This is a genomic window from Bradyrhizobium sp. WSM471 (assembly GCF_000244915.1).
Classification (GTDB): Bacteria; Pseudomonadota; Alphaproteobacteria; order Rhizobiales; family Xanthobacteraceae; genus Bradyrhizobium.
The window spans coordinates 7269339-7287482 of record NZ_CM001442.1 but is presented as its reverse complement, the minus strand read 5'-3'; the positions used below and the strand labels follow the sequence as shown (position 1 = coordinate 7287482).

The window sequence follows — 18144 nt, the reverse complement described above, 5'->3', positions numbered from 1 at the left end:
CTCCGGCCGGTGTTGCTTTTTGAGGCGTTTTCTTTGGCGCGGGACACGCCTTCGAAGCGATCCAATCTAGGTTTCGAGGCCGGGTTCTGATTAAATCGGATCTCCCGGCTCGGGGGATAGGCAGGCGCGGTTGATAGCGCGCCGTTCCGGTGGATGAAATTATGGCGGCAGTAATCAAGAAGGTCGGCGTGATCGGCGCGGGGCAGATGGGCAATGGCATCGCGCATGTCGCTGCGTTGGCCGGCTTCGACGTGGTGCTCAACGACATTTCGACCGACCGCCTCAAGTCAGGCATGGCCACGATCAACGGCAATTTGACGCGCCAGGTCTCCAAAAAGGCCGTCAGCGAGGACGACAAAGCCAAGGCGATGGCGCGTATCGTGGCCGGCGAGAAGCTGGACGATCTCGCGGACTGCGATCTCGTGATCGAGACCGCGGTCGAGAAGGAAGAGGTCAAGCGCAAGATTTTCCACGAGCTCTGCGCCGTGTTGAAGCCGGAGGCGATCGTTGCCTCCGATACTTCCTCGATCTCGATCACGCGGCTCGCCGCCGCCACGGATCGGCCCGAACGCTTCATCGGCATTCACTTCATGAATCCGGTGCCGCTGATGGAGCTGGTGGAGCTGATCCGCGGCATCGCCACCGACGACCAGACCTTCGAGGCGTCAAAGGAATTCGTCGGCAAGCTCGGCAAACAGGTCGCGGTCTCCGAGGATTTCCCGGCCTTCATCGTCAACCGCATCCTGCTGCCGATGATCAACGAGGCGATTTACACGCTGTACGAAGGCGTGGGCAACGTCGAGGCGATCGACGCGGCGATGAAGCTCGGGGCGCACCATCCGATGGGCCCGCTGGAGCTCGCCGATTTCATCGGTCTCGATACCTGCTTGTCGATCATGCAGGTGCTGCATGAAGGTCTCGCCGACTCCAAGTACCGCCCGTGCCCGCTGCTGGTGAAATACGTCGAAGCAGGCTGGCTCGGTCGCAGGACCCAGCGCGGTTTTTACGACTACCGTGGCGCCAAGCCGGTTCCGACGAGATAAGCTGTCTCGTGCCACGGACGCTGCACAGCGCGTTAGCGATGCGCAGCAGAGCCGGGCCCAGAAGCCTCGTGCAGCTGAAGCATGGGTCCCGGCTCTGCGGTGCGTCACTTCGTGCCGCGCCGCGTCCGGGACACGGAGCAAGCCTACCTTTCATGTCCGGTTAACCGCTCGCCTCTAGGTTACGCGCGGTACGAGGGTTTGCGTAATGGACATGATGGCGATGGTCAGCAGCATGCTGGCCTCTCAGCAAGGCGCGCTGCAGTCGAATATCTCGGCGACGCTGATGAAGCAGAACGCGGATGCGGAGAAATCCACCGTCCTGACGCTGCTCGGCGCCGGACAGCCCTCGCTCGCCAATGTCGGCGCCGGTGTCGGCAGCAACCTCAACGTCACCGCCTAAAACATCGTCGCTTAGAACGACGCGGCGGCTTTGCCAGTCGCAGCCCGGATCAGCTTGAGCGCATCCTCGCTCGCCCATTCCGCCGGCCCCGCGATCGTCGCGATCTCGCAGCCTTGGGGATCGACCAGCACCGAGGTGGGCATGCCCAAAGCCCGGCCTATCGCCTTAAGATCCTGAAAAACCTTGGCTTTCTGATCGTTGAAATAGCCGAGCCTGATAAGATTGGCCTCTTTCAGGAACGTCTTGGGCTTTTCGGGGTCGCGGGTGTCGATATTGATCGCCACGACCTCGAAATTCGGGCCCGAAAGCTTGCCCTGGAGCTCGTCGAGCGCCGGCATTTCCTTGCGGCAGGGCACGCACCAGGTGGCCCAGAGGTTCACCAGCAGCGTCTTGCCGCGGAAATCCGACAGCTTCTTCGGCTTGCCGTCGGCGTCCTCGAAGGCCAGGTCCGGCAGCTTTAGCGGTGCGGTCGCCATGGTTAGCGCCGCCACCTCGCCATGGGCGAGCGGGGCGATCTTCTGTGCGGTGTTCACCGCCGCCCGGCAGGCGGGATCGCCGGATGGGGGCCGGCCCAGGCCCAGCCCGTAGAGCGCGGCAAAGCCAGCCAGGCCCCCGACCACGACGGTGGCGATGACGACGGGGATACGGCGCGTGGTCGACCGCGCTTGCGTTTGGTCGAGCCTGTCGTTGGGGTCGAGCATATCGTTTGTCATCCGGTCGCAGATATGGCTATCAGAGGCCTCTTAATACGGCTGGCAGCCGTCAGCAAACGTGCGGCGGCGACAGGCAAGGCGTGAGCAGGGGATCATGAGCAACAAGATGTGGGGCGGCCGGTTCTCGGAACGTCCCGACGAGATCATGGAAGAGATCAACGTCTCCATCGACGTCGATCGTCACCTCTTTGCCCAGGACATTGCCGCGTCCAAGGCCCACGCCGCGATGCTGGCCGCACAGGGCATCATCACGGCCTCTGATGCGAAAAATATCGGCAAGGGTCTAGACACGATTTTGTCAGAGATCGGCAAGGGCGGCTTCGAATTCAAGCGCGCGCTCGAGGACATTCACATGAATGTCGAGAGCCGCCTGTCCGAGCTGATCGGCCCCGCCGCCGGCCGCCTGCACACCGCGCGCTCGCGCAACGACCAGGTCGCGACCGATTTCCGTCTCTATGTCCGCGACGTCCTCGATGAGACCGACGCCGCGCTCGCCGCGTTCCAGCAGGCGCTGGTAGAGCGCGCGCTGGAGCATGCCGGAACTGTCATGCCCGGCTTCACGCACCTGCAGACCGCACAGCCGGTGACCTTCGGCCACCATCTGCTCGCCTATGTCGAGATGGTCGCGCGCGATCGCGGCCGATTCCAGGATGCGCGCAAGCGGTTGAACGAATCCCCGCTCGGAGCTGCAGCGCTCGCCGGGACCTCGTTTCCGATCGACCGTCACGCCACGGCGAAGGCGCTCGGTTTTGATCGTCCGATGGCGAACTCGCTCGATGCGGTCTCCGATCGCGACTTCGTGCTGGAGACCCTGTCGGCGGCCTCGATCTGCGCCGTGCACATGTCGCGCTTCGCCGAGGAGATCGTGATCTGGACCTCGCCGCTGGTCGGCATGATCCGCCTCAGCGACAAGTTCACCACGGGATCCTCGATCATGCCGCAGAAGCGCAATCCTGACGCCGCCGAGCTGGTGCGCGCCAAGACCGGCCGCGTGATCGGCGCGCTCAATGGGTTGCTGATCGTGATGAAGGGCCTGCCGCTCGCCTATCAAAAGGACATGCAGGAAGACAAGCAGGGCGCGATGGAAGGCTTCGCCGCGCTGTCGCTCGCGATCCGCGCCATGACCGGCATGGTCCGCGATCTCGTGCCCGATGAAGCGAAGATGAAGCTTGCTGCAGGCGAGGGCTACGCCACCGCGACCGATCTTGCCGACTGGCTGGTGCGGACGCTGAAGATGCCGTTCCGCGAGGCCCATCACGTCACCGGCCGCATCGTCGCGAAAGCCGCCGAGGGCGGCGTGGCGCTGCACGAGCTGCCGCTGAGTGAGATGCAGGCGATCGAAGCGAAGATCACGAAGGACGTGCTCGGTGTGCTCTCGGTCGAATCGTCGGTGAAGAGCCGGACCAGCTTCGGCGGCACCGCGCCGAAGAACGTGGCGGCGCAGGCCAAGGCCTGGCTGAGGCGGCTGGAAAAACAGCGAAAATTGGGCTGAGGGCAAAATTTCGCTTATGTTTCATGGTCATCCGGGTCTCGCCAGAGCGCGCCAATCTCTGTATGGTGCGCCGCGCGTAGTGGGGATTTCGTCGTGACGTCAAAGTTTCGCCCGGCCGGCTCGGGGTGGGCCATCATTGTCTTGAGCCTGACGGCGCTCGCGCTTGCCGGCTGTGGCCGCAAGGGCCCGCTGGATCTGCCGCCGACCGCCTCCAGCGCGTCCACGGCCAACGTCGCGCCACCGACCGATACCGAGACCGAAGCCCAGAAGACGCCGAGCGTGTTCAACCCCACCTATGGCGCGGACGCCGCACCGGCGGCGACCAAGGGCAGGAAGAAACCGTTTATCCTCGACCCGCTCCTGGACGAAAGACCCAGCCGATAGGTTGGGGCAACTGAGCCAACGCCATGAACCATTTTGACTATCGCAACGGCGTGCTGCACGCCGAGGCGGTGAACCTGTCCGAGCTGGCTGCAACCGTCGGCACGCCGTTCTATTGCTATTCGACAGCGACGCTCGAGCGACACTATCGCGTTTTCACCGACGCTTTCGCCGGCGATAAGGTGCTGGTCTGCTACGCCATGAAGGCGAACTCCAACCAGTCGGTGCTGCGGACGCTCGCCAAGCTCGGGGCCGGCGCGGACGTGGTCTCCGGCGGCGAATTGAAGCGCGCGCTAGCCGCCGGCATTCCCGCAAACAAGATCCTGTTCTCCGGCGTCGGCAAGACGGAAGCCGAGCTGCGTGCCGCGCTGGCCGCCGGCATCCTCTGTCTCAATGTCGAATCCGAGCCCGAGCTCGAGCTGCTGTCGCGCCTTGCGACCGAGATGGGGAAGACCGCGCGGATCTCGATTCGTGTCAATCCTGACGTCGATGCCGGCACGCATGCGAAGATTTCGACCGGCAAGTCAGAGAACAAGTTCGGCATCCCGATCGCGTATGCCCGCAAGGTCTATGCGCGCGCCGCAAAGCTTCCAGGCATCGAGGTCACAGGCACCGACGTGCATATCGGCAGCCAGATCACCGACCTCTCCAAGATGGAGATCGCGTTCCGCATCCTGTCCGAATTCGTGCAGACGCTGCGCGCCGACGGCCACAACATTTCGCATGTCGATTTCGGCGGCGGCCTCGGCATTCCCTATTACATGGACCGCGAGGCGCCGCCGGCGCCCGACGCTTATGCCGCCATGGTCAAGCGCGTCAGCCACAATCTCGGCTGCACGCTGATGTTCGAGCCGGGCCGCATGATCGTCGGCAATGCCGGCATCCTGGTCGCCAAGGTGATCTACGTGAAGCACGGCGACGGCAAGAATTTCGTCATCATCGACGCCGCCATGAACGATCTGATCCGTCCGACGCTGTACGAGGCCCATCACGACATCCTGCCGGTGACGCAGCCTGCGAAGGGGGCCGCGACCATCATGGCCGACGTCGTCGGCCCGGTCTGCGAGACCGGCGACTACCTCGCACTCGACCGCACGCTGCCGACACCAAGGCCCGGCGACCTCATCGCCATCATGACCGCCGGCGCGTATGGCGCGGTGCAGGCCGGCACCTACAATACGAGACCGCTGGTGCCCGAGGTGCTGGTGAAGGGCGACCAGTACGCCGTCGTGCGTCCGCGCATCGAGGTCGAGCAACTGATCGCGATGGATACGCCGGCGCCCTGGCTGTGAGGCTGTGATCGTCCACGATGAGCGCAGCTACCGCTGCGCCCATCGCTGCATTGACTCCTACTTCTTGAACCGGTCCCTGATCGCGGCGAGGCCGGAATCATAGACGCCGCCGAGGGCATCGACCGCTTCCTTCTCCCGCCCCGGGTCGGGCGTGTAGATGCCGGTCCATGTCACCACCGACGCGCCTTCACCCTTTGCCGTGACCTTGATGGTCGACTTGTACTGGCTCACCGGCAGTGGGCTCGACAGGAACGCGTAGGAATAGCTGTAGTCTTTGTCGTTCCGCGCAGTCTGCGTCTCCACGAACGAAGCCTTGCCGTCCCTGGTGACGAGCGTCCGGGTTGGCGGCGACTTGCCGTCCGCAATGCACTGCCCCACCGGCGGCAGCCAGTCCTTGATCGCGCAGAACGGCCCGATGACGGACCACACCTCGGCCGCAGCACTGCTGACCTCGATGCTCCTCGTCAGATTGGCTGCGGACGCCGGCATGACGCCGACGCCCAGGCTGAGGGCGCAAATCGCGGCGCTGCGAACCGAAACGAGCAATCTGGAAGCCGTCGAATCGTATTTCTTCATGGTAATCTCCTGTGTCCGGCGGGCCGCGATTGCGGCGGCCGGCTTGCCAATGCCGGTCGAATAGACGCTCACCACGGTCCGCGGCCAGTTCAGAGAATGAATCGCTGCTGATACAGAAACTGAACTAGGAAGCCGCGCGCCGCGGCCCTAAGGTTGCGCCTTCGCTTGTCACGGAGGCCCGCATGACCATCGGCAGCTACAGGCAGTTCTGTCCGGTCGCGATGGCGGCCGAAATATTATGTACGCGCTGGACCGTCGTGCTCCTCCGCGAGCTCATTGCCGGCTCGACGCGCTTCAACGAGCTGCGCCGCGGCGTTCCGCGGATGTCGCCTGCCTTGCTCTCGCAACGTCTCAAGGAGCTCGAAGCCGCCGGCATCCTTACGCGCCGGGCGTCGGCTTCCGAGCGCGGTATCACAGAATATCTGCTGACCACAGCCGGACGCGAACTCGGCCCCATCGTGGAGGCGTTCGGCATCTGGGGCCAGCGCCGCATCGAGTCGGATCTGTCGCTTCAGCATCTCGATGTCCAGCTGTTGATGTGGGACATGCGGCGGAATTTGAACACGACGCCGATGCCGACCCGCCGCAGCGTGCTGCAGTTCGCGTATCCGGAATTACCTTCGACGCAGCGATTGTGGTGGCTGATCGTCGATCCCGACGACAGTGTCGACCTCTGCTCGATTGATCCCGGTTTCGACGTTGACCTTTACGTGTCGGTTGATCTGCGAACCATGACGGCGATCTGGATGGGGCTCGATACCGTGCGCGCGGCCGTCGCAAGCCGGCGGATGCTGCTCACCGGCGACCGGCAGCTTGCCGCGGCCATGCAAAGCTGGCTCGGCCTCAGCCCGTTCGCCAAGGAACGCAAGCTGGCGAGCTGATGCAGGGCGGCGCAATTCAGTATTTGTATCGCCCCGCTACAGTTCCCGTACTGGCGAGCCCGCGCCGTGTTCTGGCACCCAAGTGATGCCCGCCTGTATCAACGCGGAGCTAAACTCGAGCCAGGAGACACGACATGACAGCGTATCTGATCGCGGACATCAAAGTAACCGACGGAAAATGGGTGCCGGACTATGCGGCCTCCGTTCACGACCTCGTGCACAAGCACGGCGGCAAGTACCTTTCGCGCAGCGGCAATGTGAAGACGCTGGAAGGTACCCCTCTCGACACCTCGCTGATCGCGATCATGTCGTTTCCAACGGCGAAAGCGGCCGAGTCTTTCGTCACTGATCCCGCCTACGGCCGCTTCGCGGCAGCGCGCAGGGGCGGCAGCGAGAGCCGCTTCCAGTTGATCGACGATACGGACTTGGCCGGCACGATTCCCTATCTTGCCAAGGCTTGAACTGCGTCTTCGTCAAACCCTCGGCCGCAGGCGGAGACGTGCCCGGCCAACACAGGAGATTGGAATGAACGATTCACTCGCCGGCGCCGGTCTGCTTCGCATGCTTTTCGTAGCTTGCAGCGTGGCCTTCATGCTCGGACTTTCCGGCGCCGCGTCGGCCCGGGTCACGCGGTGCGACGTTACGTGGGTCAGCTGCAACAACACCGCTGCGAAATGCTCGAGCGAGAGACGGTGCATGCGCAGGTGCGACGAGAAGTACATCAAATGCAGCGGGGGCTCGGCCTCCCTGCAACTGGAGCAGCCGATCGACCTTCTGGAACTTGGCAGACGCCACTCGTAGCAGATCGATCCAAGGAGGACAGCGCAGCGCCGGTCTTCGGCGCTGCGTTCTCGTGTTGGCGCTAGCTGGGTGGCCTGGCGCCCACCACAACACCCGCCTTCTTCTCGATCGGCTTGATCGCCGCGGTGAAATCGGACTCGGCGCCTTCCGCGCTGATGACCGTCTCCCACAACCGGCCGACCGCATCCGCGACCTCCATCGACAGGCCAAGCTGCTTCATCTCCTCCAGCGCGAGCCGCACGTCCTTCACCATCAGTCCCGTGGCGAAGCCGAAGTCGAAGCTGCGCGGCAGCACCGAGCGCGGAAACTTGTCGCGGCTCGCGGTGTTCATGCCGGAGCCGGCATTGATGACGTCGATCATCACGGCGGGATCGAGCCCCGCCTTGACGCCCATCACCACCGCTTCGGAGGTTGCCACGATCGCGGTGGCCGACAAGAAGTTGTTGGCGAGCTTCATGGTCTGCGCCGCGCCGGGCTTCTCGCCGATGAAGAACACTTTCCCGATGATGTCGAGCGCGGGCTTGAGCAGCTCGAACTCGGTCTTCGGTCCCGAGACCATCACCGCGAGCGTGCCTTTCTCGGCGCCGCCGACGCCGCCGGAGACGGGGCAGTCGATCTGCACGATGTCATGCTTGGCGAGCAGGCCGTGAATCCTCACCGCCATCGCCGAGCCGACGGTGGAGAGATCGATGAAGCGTTTGACGCGGCTCCCCTCGACCACGCCGTTCGGCCCCGTCGCAACCGCGAGCGAAGCCTGCAGCGAAGGCAGGCTCGCCATGACCGTCTCGACCTGGTCGGCGACGTCCTTCGGCGACGTCGCCGCAGTGGCGCCGCGCGCCACCAGCTTGTCGACGACCTCTTTGCGCGTGTCGAACACGACGAGCCGGTTGCCGGCCTCGATCAGCCGCCGCGCCATCGGGAAACCCATGTTTCCGAGGCCGATGAATCCGATGTCCATGGTGTTTCCTTGTGTTGAATATTCGTTGTTGTTGATCGGCGCGCATCCATCCTCGGTGTCGTCCTGGCGAAAGCCAGGAGCCATTACCCCAGGGAGATGTTGTGGTGCGAGGTGGTAACTCCGAGTGCCCGTAACCACACCTGCCGGTGGCTATGGGTCCTGGCTTTCGCCAGGACGACGTGGAGGAGGGACGTCGCGTTACCGTCCCTCACACGGGCGCGGCTCACGCCTTGGCGTCGATCTCCGCGAACACCTCGCGCGCGATCCGAAAACTGTCGACTGCGGCCGGCATGCCGCCATAGATCGCGACCTGCATCAGGATCTCGCGGATCTCGTCGCGGCTGACGCCGTTGGTGAGTGCGCCCTTCAGATGCGCGCGGAATTCGTGCTGACGATTGAGGATCGCGATCATCGCGATGTTGAGCATGCTGCGGGTCTTGCGCGGCAGCTCCTCGCGGCCCCACACCGTGCCCCAGCAATATTCGTTGAGCATCTCCTGGAACGGGCGGTTGAAATCGTCGACGGTCTTCAGGGCGTTGTTGACATAGGCCTCGCCCAGCACCGCTTTGCGGACTTCCAGGCCCTTGTCGTGCATCTTCTTGTCCATGGCGTTTCCTTTGTTTTCCTTGGCTGCCGGCGCGGAAATTACGGGGTTGCGGCGGGCCAGTCACGTCCTCGTGTTATGCGGGAAAAGGGGTGTCTCCCGTACAGGAACGGATGCCTCAGTGCTGCCGTTGTGGTACGCTTCTCTACCGGGCAACCTGGAGAGTTGATTGAACGGCGTCACCCCCGACCCGTCAGACCCGATCCGCGATGGCGACGCTCTGTCGCGGCTGAAGCTGGCGCAAGCCCTGCAGCGGGCCACTTATGCCATCGCGTGGGAGCGTGCCTGGCCAAATTTGGCGCGGCTTCTTACCGTCGCTGGCCTGTTCCTGGTGGTGTCATGGGCCGGCCTCTGGCTGGCGCTGCCGTCCATTGCCCGCGCCATCGGGCTCCTTGTCTTCGCCGGCATCGCGATTGCCGTCCTGTTCCCGTTGAGTCGCTTTCGCTGGCCGAGCCGCGAGGAGGCGCTGGCCCGGCTCGACCGCGGCTCCGGCATCCGTCACCGGCCGGCCACCACGCTGACGGACACGCTGAGCTCGCAGGACCCGGTTACGCAGGCATTGTGGCGGGCGCAGCGCGAGCGCACGCTGGCTTCGATCAAGCGCATCCGCGCCGGTCTGCCGAAGCCCCGGCTCGCTCTGCATGATCCCTGGGCGCTGCGCGCGCTGGTCATGGTGATGCTGGTTGCGACCTTCTTCGCCGCTGGCGACGAGCGTGCGATGCGGCTCGGGGCCGCCTTCCACTGGAACGGCGTGCTGGCCCCGACGAATGTCCGCGTCGATGCCTGGGTCACGCCGCCGCTCTACACCGGCAAGCCGCCGGTCATCCTGTCGGCCGCGAACAAGGAGGCCGCCGCGCTGCCGGCCAGCGGCCAGCTTGCCGTTCCCGCAGGCTCGACCCTGATCGTGCGCTCCTCCGGCGGCAGCCTGGATGTTGTCGTCTCCGGCGGCCTCAAGGAAGTCGCGCCCACCGAAGCTGCGCCCAAGGGCACCAACGAGAAGCATTTTACCATCAGCGGCGACGGCACCGCGCATGTCCGCGCGCCCTCGGGCCAGCCGCAATGGGCGTTTGCGGCAACGCCGGACCGGGCGCCGACGATTGCGCTGGCCAAGGATCCCGAGCGCCAGGCCCGTGGCGGACTCCAGCTCACCTACAAGGTCGAGGACGATTACGGTGTCACCGGCGCCGACGCGCAAATCGGGCTGCGTCCCGGCGATGCCAAAGATGGTGTCAAGGATGGCAGCAAGGAGGCCGACACCAAGGCCGCCGCGCGGCCGCTATTCCAGCCACCGCAATTTCCGCTCGTGTTGCCGAATGCGCGCACCCGCAACGGCGTCGGCCAGACGGTGAAGGATCTCAGCGAGGATCCCTATGCCGGCGCCGACGTCACGCTGACCCTCACCGCCAAGGACGAGGCCGGCAACCAGGCCAGGAGCGAGCCCTTCAACATGCGCCTGCCCGAGCGGCTGTTCACCAACTCGCTCGCGCGCGCGCTGGTCGAGCAGCGCCGCATCCTCGCGCTCGACGCCAACAAGAATTCGGATGTCTATGCCGCGCTCGACGCGCTGATGATCGCGCCCGAATTGTTCACGCCGGATGCGGGCTGCTATCTCGGCCTGCGCAGCCTGGCGCTGCAGCTGGAAGCCGCCCGCACCGACGACGCGCTGCGCGATGTGGTGGGAAGCATGTGGGCGTTCGCGGTCACCATCGAGGACGACGGTGTCGCCGGCAGCGTCAACGCCGCGCTGCGCTCGGCTCAGGATGCGCTCAAGCGTGCGCTGGAACGCGGCGCCAGCGAGGACGAGATCAAGGCGCTGACGCAAAAGCTTCGCGAGGCGATGGCCGGCAAGGTGCGCGATCTCGCCCGGCGCGCCGAGCAGAATCCGCTTGGACCGCGGCAGCCTTTCCCGGCAGAGGTTCAGCTCATCCTCGACAAGTCCGTCGAGCTGAAACAAAAGACCCAGAACGCCACGCCCGAGCAGCTCGAAGAGCTGGCGAAGCAGCAGGACGCGTTGCGCGAGCAGCTTCAGGCCTATCGCAAGTCGGCGAACAACCGGGCGAAGCCGGGCAACGACGGTGCCAACCAGTCGACGCGAGACCGTAAATGCGGAAGCTAGCACGCGTGCCAGTCTTGAAGGCGATCTCGATCGCCTGCCTCGCCTTCCTGTTGGGAGGCGTCTCGCCCGTGGCTGCCCAGCAGGATCAGGATGTCGATGCCCTGCTCGATGGCGCTGAAAAGGCGATGCAGGATTCCGGCGACAGCCTCAGGCAGAAGGAATCCGGCAAGAGCCTGAACAATCAATCCGATGCGATTCAGAAGCTCGAGGACTACAAGCGCGCGACGGAAAAGAGCCAATCCTCCAATCGCGATCGTTCGGTCATCACGCAGCGCGACCTCGACGAATTGCTGAAGCAAATCGAGAAGGCGGCGCGCGAAGGCAATAAAGAAGCGGCCCAGCGCATGCTCGAGCAGCTCGCGCAGATCATGGAAAACCTCCAGATGGCGCAGCCCGGGCAATCCGGCGACAGCGATATGGAGCAGGCGCTCAACGAGCTCAGCGACATGATCCGCAAGCAGCAGCAATTGCGCGACAAGACTTTCAAGCAGGGCCAGGATTCCCGGCGTGAGCGCTCGCGCGGCAAGCAGCAGGGCGACCAGTCGATGTCGGATCTCCAGCGGGATCAGCAGTCGCTGCGGGATCGCCTGAAGAAGCTGCAGGACGAACTCGCCAAGCGCGGCCTCACGCAGAAGGGGCAAAAGGGCCAGAAGAGCCAGGGCCAGAAAGGGCAGAAGGGTCAGCAGGGCGAGCAGGGACAGCCGGGCCAGGATGGCGATCAGGACGGCGACGAGGGCGATGACGACGGCAGTCTGGACGCCGCCGACGGGGCCATGGGCGATGCCGGCTCGCAGCTCGGCGAAGGCAATTCGGACGGTGCGGTGGACGCGCAGGGGAAAGCGCTCGAGGCCTTGCGCAAGGGCGCGCAGAAGATGGCCGAGGCGATGCAGCAGGGCGATGGCGACGGGCAGGGCGATGGCCCCGGCAACCGTGCCGGCCGCCAGCAGAGCGGGGGCAATCAGACCGATCCGCTCGGCCGCCCCCTTCACGGCCGCGATCTGAGCGACGACTACACGGTCAAGATTCCCGGCGAGATCGACGCCCAGCGCGTCCGCCGTATCCTCGAGGAGCTCCGCCGCCGCTTGGGGGATAGCTCGCGCCCGCAGATCGAGCTCGACTATATCGAGCGGCTGCTGAAGGATTTTTGAGGCTGTCGCAGCTTTCGTAGCCCGGATGAGCGAAGCGATATCCGGGGCCGCCGGTCCCGCATGTCGCTGCGCTCATGCGGGCTACAAGCTACGAACCCGAGGCCGTTACCCCTTCTTCGCCGCCAGCGCATCCGCCACCGCCGTGCGGATGTCGGCGACCGAGAATGGCTTGGTCACGACGTCGTGCACCAGCGCATTGAGGTTCGAGGCGCGCTCGCGCTGGTCGGCAAAGCCGGTCATCAGCAGAATGGTCAAATCGGGGAAATCGCGTGCGACGGAAAGCGCCAGCGCGATGCCGTCCATCACCGGCATCTGGATGTCGGTGAGCAGCAGGTCGAACCCGCCGTCCGCGCGAGCGAGGATCTCCAGCGCCTCGGCGCCGTCTTGCGCGGTGACGATCTCGTGGCCATCCATGGCGATTGCGCGCGCCACCAGCTGGCGCATCGAATCCTCGTCGTCGGCGATCAGGATCTTGGACATGAGACGAACCTCGGGATCAATCTCGCGACCAACTTTGCCTGCGAGACCTGCGAAATCGATTATACGCTGCCGCCGGCGATGTCGCGCCGGTTGAAGAAGCGAACGTCGATATTGCGGCCCTCCGGCGGCGGCGAGGCCAGGCGCGAGCGGAAAAAGGCGCGCTCGCCGGGCTGTAGCACAGTCTGTTCCAGAACGGCGTTCCAGGCGTAGATTTCTGCGCCCTGCGCGTCGCGCACCGCGAAGCGCAGCCGGGGAATGTCGAGCGGCTTCTTGCCCTGGCCCACGATCACGCCCTCGATTACCAGCACCTGCTTACCGTCTACGGTTTCGCTGGAGAGCTTGACGTCCTTGAAGGCCAGTGCGCGCAGGTTCACTTCGAGGCCGACCATCTTGTAGAAGGCGGCCGTCTGCGGCAGCAGCCGCACCATGTCGCCGCGCCAGATCACCAGCGCCAGCACCAGCGCGCCCATGGCGGCGCAGGCGGTTGGCAGACCGAAATGGGATTTTCGCGGGGCCGCGGTGGCCACCGGACGGCGCACTCGCGCGCCGCGGCGGCGGCCGAACAGGCCGCGGAACCAGGACTGGTGCTGTTCGCCGACGACTTCCTCCTCGACGGACCGGGCGGCCGCGGACCATTCGTCCTCGGTGTCGGTGGCTTCCTGGTCCGGCCAGTCGCTGGCGATCGAGGGACTGTCAACGACAGGCGCGTCAGCGGCGCCGTCGTCCTGGGCATAGGAGTTCCACTGCTCGGCGAGATCGGACTGGTCGTCGCTCCGGCCGGCCGCGGCCATGGCCGGGACAGATGCCTCCTCGATGGCATCCTCGGCATGGGCGACCCAGGTTTCCTTGCAGCGGGAACAGCGCACGGTCCGGCCGTTTGCCCCAAGGCTCGCGGGCTTGATGGCGTAGGATGTCGTACAATGAGGGCAGACGATATGCATGGACGAGCCTTGATGCATCGACAAGTCTTGACGGTGACACGGTCGCGGAGAACCGAGCGGGAAAGATGCTGCCAATTATGCTACAGGACGACCGTTAACGAACCGGAAACCATAACGGCCGCAAAACCCGCTGATCGCGTATGGCGGAGCACAGCCGTGCGGCCCGCGGCCTCTCTCGAACGGAGCTGAGCTTGGTTCGGTTCGAAAATGTCGGATTGCGTTACGGCCTGGGGCCCGAGGTCCTGCGCGACCTCAACTTCCAGATCCCGGCGCATTCTTTCCAGTTTCTCACCGGCCCGTCCGGCGCCGGCAAGACCTCGTTGCTGCGCCTGTTGTTCCTCTCGCATCGCCCGACGCGGGGCCTCGTCAATTTGTTCGGTCACGACATCTCGCAACTCGGCAAGGACGAGATCGCAGACTTGCGCAAGCGCATCGGCATCGTGCTCCAGGATTTCCGCCTGCTCGACCACATGACGACCTATGAGAACGTCGCGCTGCCGTTCCGCGTCATGGGCCGCAGCGAATCGAGCTACCGCAAGGAGGTCATCGATCTCCTGAAATGGGTTGGGCTCGGCGAGCGCATGGATGCGCTGCCGCCGATCCTGTCCGGCGGCGAGAAGCAGCGCGCGGCGATCGCGCGCGCCGTGATCTCGCGGCCGCAGCTGCTGCTGGCCGACGAGCCGACCGGCAGCGTCGATCCGACGCTCGGCCGCCGCCTGCTGCGGCTGTTCATCGAGCTCAACAAGTCAGGCACCGCCGTCATCATCGCCACCCACGATATCGCCCTGATGGACCAGTACGAGGCGCGACGCTTCGTGCTGCACCAGGGACGGCTGCACGTCTATGAATAGGCCCGACGAGCGCGGCGTGCTGGTCGATCTCGGACAGGAGGGGCCGCCGCTCCCGGCCAGGGCGCGCAACATGTCGCCGATCGTGCCGCGCGCCTCGATCCACGGCCGCGCGCTGGTCGCCGTCGTCGCTATCATGACCTTCCTGGCCTCGATGACGACCGGCACGGTGCTGCTGGTAAGCGCCTCCGCCGCCGAATGGCAGTCGGATGTCGCCAGCGAGATCACCATCCAGGTCCGCCCGCAGACCGGCCGCGATCTCGAACGCGACACCGCGGCGGTGACCGAGGCCATGCGCGCGCAAGCCGGCATCGTCGAGGTCAAGCCGTTCACGAAGGACGAGAGCGGCAAGCTGCTCGAGCCCTGGCTCGGCACCGGGCTGTCGATGGACGATCTGCCGGTGCCGCGCATGATCATCGCGCGCGTGCAGCCCGGCACGGCGCTCGATCTCGGCGCCTTGCGCGCCCGCGTGACCCAGGTGGCGCCAAGCGCCAGCGTCGACGACCACCGCGCCTGGATCGAGCGCATGCGCTCGATGACCAACGCCACCGTGCTCGCCGGCCTCGGCATCCTCGCGCTCGTCATCGTCGCCACCATCATCTCGGTGTCGTTCGCGACCCGAGGCGCCATGGCGGCGAACCGTCCGATCGTCGAGGTGCTGCATTTCGTCGGCGCCGGCGACCGCTACATCGCCAACCGCTTCCTGCGTCATTTCCTCAGGTTGGGGCTGGAGGGCGGCGTGATCGGCGGTGGCGCCGCCATGCTGGTGTTCGGCTTCTCCGAGTCGATTGCAGGCTGGTTTTCCGGCACCCCCGTCGGCGACCAGTTCGCCGCGCTGCTCGGCACCTTCTCGCTGCGGCCGTCCGGCTACATCGTGCTTGCGGTGCAGGCCGTGCTGATCGGCGCCATCACCGCGGTCGCCTCGCGCCAGACGCTGTTCGCGACGCTGAATGATGTCGATTGAAATGGTTTCTTCCTTCTCCCCTTGTGGGAGAAGGTGGCGCGAAGCGCCGGATGAGGGGTTCTATCCACGTGCACGAACGTCGATGCCAGTTCGCGGAGACATACCCCTCACCCGTCTCGCCGCTATCGCGGCGAGCCACCCTCTCCCACAAGGGGAGAGGGGAAATCTAGTTCGCGGCCCCAGTGCTTCGCCACATCGATTGAGGCCGACAAACCGGACTCCACTTCGCCTCAAAACGTCCTAAAATCACCTCTGGGAAGGGATCACCGACATCGCATGACCGCGCCGACCGACGATCGATCGCCGAAACTGCCGCGCGGCTGGCTGCGCGCGGCCGTGATATCGACGATTGCGCTCGCCTTTGTCGGCGCGGCGGCGGGCTTCATCGCGTTTCTGTCGCAATTGCGGGGCGCCGAGATCGCGCCGGACCGCAAGGCGGACGGCATCGTGGTGCTGACCGGTGGCTCCTCGCGGGTGTCGGATGCGATGGAGCTGCTCGCTGCCGGTTACGGCAGGAGGCTCCTGATCTCCGGTGTGCACCCGACCTCGACGGCGAGCGACATCTCCCGGACGCTGCCGGAGAACCAGTCCTTCATGCGTTGCTGCGTCGATCTCGACCGCACCGCGGTCTCGACCCGCGGCAATGCCGCGGAAGCGCGGCGCTGGGCCGCGGGACGCGGCTTCAAATCGCTGATCGTGGTGACCTCGAACTATCACATGCCGCGCGCGCTGGTGGAATTCTCGCATGCGATGCCGGAGACGACACTGATCCCGTTCGTGGTGGTCGGCGACAAATGGCGCGAGGAGCCGTGGTGGACCTCGGCGTCCACCTTGCGGCTGCTGTTGTCGGAATATGTCAAGTACATCGCGGCCGAGCTCAGGGTGCGGCTGGAGGATTTCGGGATTGACCTTTCGCCCGAGATGTCGGAGCAGCCTTCCGGGCTGCAGCCGAAGCGGCCCGCCACCGCACAGGCCAATTGATCGGCAACTGATCGGCAATTGATCGGATCCTCGATGTTCTTGATTTTCCTGCGATCGCTCGTGTTCAACGTGCTGTTCTACGCCGTGCTGGTGTGCCTCGCGATCGTGGCGCTGCCGACCTTCGCATTGCCGCCGCGCGCCATGCTCACGGTTGCGCAATGGTGGGCGAAGGCGACGCTGTTTCTGATGCGGGCCGTCTGCAACATCAAGGTGGAATTCCGCGGCCTCGAAAGGATACCGACGGGACCATTGGTCGTCGTGGCGAAGCACCAGTCGTTCTGGGAGACGTTCGTCCTGCCGGGCTTTTTCGACCGTCCGATTTTCATCCTCAAGCGTCAGCTCATGCAGATCCCGGTGTTCGGTCAGTTCCTGGTCAAGACCGGGATGATCGCGATCGACCGCAACGCCGGCGTCAAGGCGCTGCTGGACATGACGCGGCGTGCGCGGGAAGCGGTGCGCAGCGGCGCGCAGCTCGTGATCTTTCCCGAAGGCACGCGCCGCGCTCCGGGCGCGCCCCCGGACTACAAGAGCGGATTCGCGCAGATCTATTCGTCCTGCGGCGCGCCGTGCCTGCCGATCGCGCTCAATTCCGGCCTGTTCTGGCCGCGCCGCACCTTCATGCGCTATCCCGGCACGCTGGTGGTGGAATTCCTCGATCCGCTGCCGCCGGGCTTGCCCAAGGACGAGTATCTCTCCCGTGTGCAAACGGTGATCGAAGACGCGACCGGCCGCCTCGTCGAAGCGGGCCGCAAGGAGCAGGAGCAGCTGATCGGCTCGGCGCCGAGCTATGCGCCGTCGGAGAGCTAGCGGTTTTCCCGATCGTCCACCGGAGCCGGCGCGTGCGGAGAATGCGCATCCCCATGCAGCATCATGGCAAGCTGATGCAGCGGCGCATCGCGAAAACCTTCGGCCTCGATCGCCTTCACCGTCGCGGTCACGTAGTCGCGGTTGGCGCCGGACTGGCCGTGGCCCTGGAGCACGTGGCGATGCTGGTCGGTGAGCGACAGCCGGCCGGCATATTGCACATGGCCGCGATCGACGACATAGGCGAGCGCGGAGACGCGCTGCCGCGCGTCGTTCTCCAGCCACACCGAGCGCATGACTTCGCGATAGACCGACGTCACCTGCTCGCGCGCGCGCAAATAGGCGACGACGTCGGCGCGGTTCTTTTCGGCGACGCGGAAGGCGATGCCGCGACAGGCGCCGCCGCGGTCGAGTCCGAGCACCAGACCCGGCTTCTCCGGCGTGCCACGGTGGACGAAGGAATAGACACAGAGCGCACGATGCTCGCCGACCAGCCGCGCCGGGACGCGCTCCTCGAATTCGAAGCCCGGCCGCCACATCAGCGAGCCGTAGCCGAACACCCAGAGGTCGCCTTTGGCTGTGGTGACGGAGGGGAGGGTGATTTCCGACATTTCGGGCACGGCTACCAGAACCGCGCCCCCAAGCGAAGCGAATTCTCAGCCTTTCGTCGCAGCCGCACCTCGCTTACATTTGACAAAATCAGGGGTCAAAGGATCGCCGC

Annotated in this window: 21 protein-coding genes; 14 read left to right on the top strand and 7 right to left on the bottom strand. The window is 65.2% G+C overall.

Annotated features, from left to right (window positions below; genetic code table 11):
- The first annotated feature begins 161 nt into the window (after positions 1-161).
- Both BRA471DRAFT_RS33245 and BRA471DRAFT_RS33240 read left to right on the top strand, forming a co-directional pair.
- A complete protein-coding gene (locus tag BRA471DRAFT_RS33245; protein WP_007615313.1) occupies positions 162-1043 on the top strand; it encodes a 3-hydroxybutyryl-CoA dehydrogenase in 882 nt (293 codons plus the stop codon).
- A 205-nt stretch (positions 1044-1248) separates the two neighbouring features.
- A complete protein-coding gene (locus BRA471DRAFT_RS33240) occupies positions 1249-1443 on the top strand; it encodes a hypothetical protein (protein ID WP_007615312.1) in 195 nt (64 codons plus the stop codon).
- 11 nt (positions 1444-1454) lie between these two features.
- On the opposite strand, the gene BRA471DRAFT_RS33235 is transcribed toward BRA471DRAFT_RS33240, so the two are convergent.
- The gene (locus BRA471DRAFT_RS33235; protein WP_231170996.1) at positions 1455-2156 is read right to left on the bottom strand and encodes a TlpA disulfide reductase family protein; all 702 of its coding nucleotides are present in this window, start codon (positions 2154-2156) and stop codon (positions 1455-1457) included.
- A 94-nt stretch (positions 2157-2250) separates the two neighbouring features.
- Between BRA471DRAFT_RS33235 and argH the strand changes: the two genes are divergently transcribed.
- The 3 genes from argH to lysA all read left to right on the top strand — a co-directional run bounded on the left by argH (position 2251) and on the right by lysA (position 5321).
- Positions 2251-3648, top strand: coding sequence for an argininosuccinate lyase (gene argH / locus BRA471DRAFT_RS33230; RefSeq protein ID WP_007615310.1), 1398 nt, complete (start codon positions 2251-2253; stop codon positions 3646-3648).
- A gap of 93 nt (positions 3649-3741) precedes the next feature.
- Positions 3742-4032 (top strand): lipoprotein, encoded by a 291-nt coding sequence (locus BRA471DRAFT_RS33225; RefSeq protein ID WP_007615309.1) that lies wholly within the window; start codon positions 3742-3744, stop codon positions 4030-4032.
- Positions 4033-4055: 23 nt separating this feature from the next.
- A complete protein-coding gene (gene lysA, locus BRA471DRAFT_RS33220) occupies positions 4056-5321 on the top strand; it encodes a diaminopimelate decarboxylase (RefSeq protein WP_007615308.1) in 1266 nt (421 codons plus the stop codon).
- A 57-nt stretch (positions 5322-5378) separates the two neighbouring features.
- Here lysA and BRA471DRAFT_RS33215 read toward each other — a convergent pair whose 3' ends face one another.
- Positions 5379-5897 (bottom strand): SRPBCC family protein, encoded by a 519-nt coding sequence (locus tag BRA471DRAFT_RS33215; protein WP_007615307.1) that lies wholly within the window; start codon positions 5895-5897, stop codon positions 5379-5381.
- A gap of 182 nt (positions 5898-6079) precedes the next feature.
- On the opposite strand from BRA471DRAFT_RS33215, the gene BRA471DRAFT_RS33210 reads away from it, so the two are divergent.
- The 3 genes from BRA471DRAFT_RS33210 (at position 6080) to BRA471DRAFT_RS33200 (ending at position 7579) form a co-directional block, all read left to right on the top strand.
- Positions 6080-6778, top strand: a complete 699-nt coding sequence (locus tag BRA471DRAFT_RS33210) for a helix-turn-helix domain-containing protein (RefSeq protein ID WP_007615306.1) — start codon at positions 6080-6082, stop codon at positions 6776-6778.
- A 134-nt stretch (positions 6779-6912) separates the two neighbouring features.
- Positions 6913-7239, top strand: a complete 327-nt coding sequence (locus BRA471DRAFT_RS33205) for a DUF1330 domain-containing protein (RefSeq protein ID WP_007615305.1) — start codon at positions 6913-6915, stop codon at positions 7237-7239.
- A gap of 64 nt (positions 7240-7303) precedes the next feature.
- A complete protein-coding gene (locus BRA471DRAFT_RS33200) occupies positions 7304-7579 on the top strand; it encodes a hypothetical protein (protein ID WP_007615304.1) in 276 nt (91 codons plus the stop codon).
- Between the two features lie 61 nt (positions 7580-7640).
- On the opposite strand, the gene BRA471DRAFT_RS33195 is transcribed toward BRA471DRAFT_RS33200, so the two are convergent.
- Complete coding sequence (locus tag BRA471DRAFT_RS33195; RefSeq protein ID WP_007615303.1) at positions 7641-8537, bottom strand: NAD(P)-dependent oxidoreductase; 897 nt, start codon at positions 8535-8537, stop codon at positions 7641-7643.
- Positions 8538-8760: 223 nt separating this feature from the next.
- Positions 8761-9144, bottom strand: a complete 384-nt coding sequence (locus tag BRA471DRAFT_RS33190) for a carboxymuconolactone decarboxylase family protein (protein ID WP_007615302.1) — start codon at positions 9142-9144, stop codon at positions 8761-8763.
- Between the two features lie 166 nt (positions 9145-9310).
- On the opposite strand from BRA471DRAFT_RS33190, the gene BRA471DRAFT_RS33185 reads away from it, so the two are divergent.
- Together BRA471DRAFT_RS33185 and BRA471DRAFT_RS33180 are read left to right on the top strand one after the other, a co-directional pair.
- Positions 9311-11257, top strand: a complete 1947-nt coding sequence (locus BRA471DRAFT_RS33185; RefSeq protein ID WP_007615301.1) for a TIGR02302 family protein — start codon at positions 9311-9313, stop codon at positions 11255-11257.
- Positions 11245-12405 carry a DUF4175 family protein gene (locus BRA471DRAFT_RS33180; protein ID WP_007615300.1) on the top strand — a complete coding sequence of 387 codons (1161 nt, stop codon included), beginning with the start codon at positions 11245-11247 and terminating at the stop codon, positions 12403-12405. Before BRA471DRAFT_RS33185 ends, BRA471DRAFT_RS33180 begins: the two co-directional genes overlap by 13 nt.
- A gap of 105 nt (positions 12406-12510) precedes the next feature.
- Here the strand turns inward: BRA471DRAFT_RS33180 and BRA471DRAFT_RS33175 are convergent, their stop codons facing one another.
- Both BRA471DRAFT_RS33175 and BRA471DRAFT_RS33170 read right to left on the bottom strand, forming a co-directional pair.
- Complete coding sequence (locus tag BRA471DRAFT_RS33175; RefSeq protein ID WP_007615299.1) at positions 12511-12885, bottom strand: response regulator; 375 nt, start codon at positions 12883-12885, stop codon at positions 12511-12513.
- 59 nt (positions 12886-12944) lie between these two features.
- Entirely contained in the window at positions 12945-13826 is an 882-nt protein-coding gene (locus tag BRA471DRAFT_RS33170; RefSeq protein ID WP_007615298.1) for an MJ0042-type zinc finger domain-containing protein, read from the bottom strand.
- Between the two features lie 191 nt (positions 13827-14017).
- On the opposite strand from BRA471DRAFT_RS33170, the gene ftsE reads away from it, so the two are divergent.
- From ftsE to BRA471DRAFT_RS33150, 4 genes are all read left to right on the top strand, one after another.
- Positions 14018-14677, top strand: coding sequence for a cell division ATP-binding protein FtsE (gene ftsE / locus BRA471DRAFT_RS33165; RefSeq protein ID WP_008135325.1), 660 nt, complete (start codon positions 14018-14020; stop codon positions 14675-14677).
- Positions 14670-15638 carry an ABC transporter permease gene (locus tag BRA471DRAFT_RS33160; RefSeq protein ID WP_007597308.1) on the top strand — a complete coding sequence of 323 codons (969 nt, stop codon included), beginning with the start codon at positions 14670-14672 and terminating at the stop codon, positions 15636-15638. The genes ftsE and BRA471DRAFT_RS33160 overlap by 8 nt, the downstream gene beginning before the upstream one ends.
- 276 nt (positions 15639-15914) lie before the next feature.
- Positions 15915-16619 carry a YdcF family protein gene (locus BRA471DRAFT_RS33155; RefSeq protein ID WP_007615296.1) on the top strand — a complete coding sequence of 235 codons (705 nt, stop codon included), beginning with the start codon at positions 15915-15917 and terminating at the stop codon, positions 16617-16619.
- Between the two features lie 33 nt (positions 16620-16652).
- Positions 16653-17426, top strand: a complete 774-nt coding sequence (locus tag BRA471DRAFT_RS33150; RefSeq protein WP_007615295.1) for a 1-acyl-sn-glycerol-3-phosphate acyltransferase — start codon at positions 16653-16655, stop codon at positions 17424-17426.
- Here BRA471DRAFT_RS33150 and BRA471DRAFT_RS33145 read toward each other — a convergent pair.
- The gene (locus tag BRA471DRAFT_RS33145) at positions 17423-18034 is read right to left on the bottom strand and encodes a gamma-glutamylcyclotransferase (protein WP_007615294.1); all 612 of its coding nucleotides are present in this window, start codon (positions 18032-18034) and stop codon (positions 17423-17425) included. The two genes, BRA471DRAFT_RS33150 and BRA471DRAFT_RS33145, sit on opposite strands and share 4 nt — an antisense overlap.
- Positions 18035-18144: the final 110 nt, after the last annotated feature.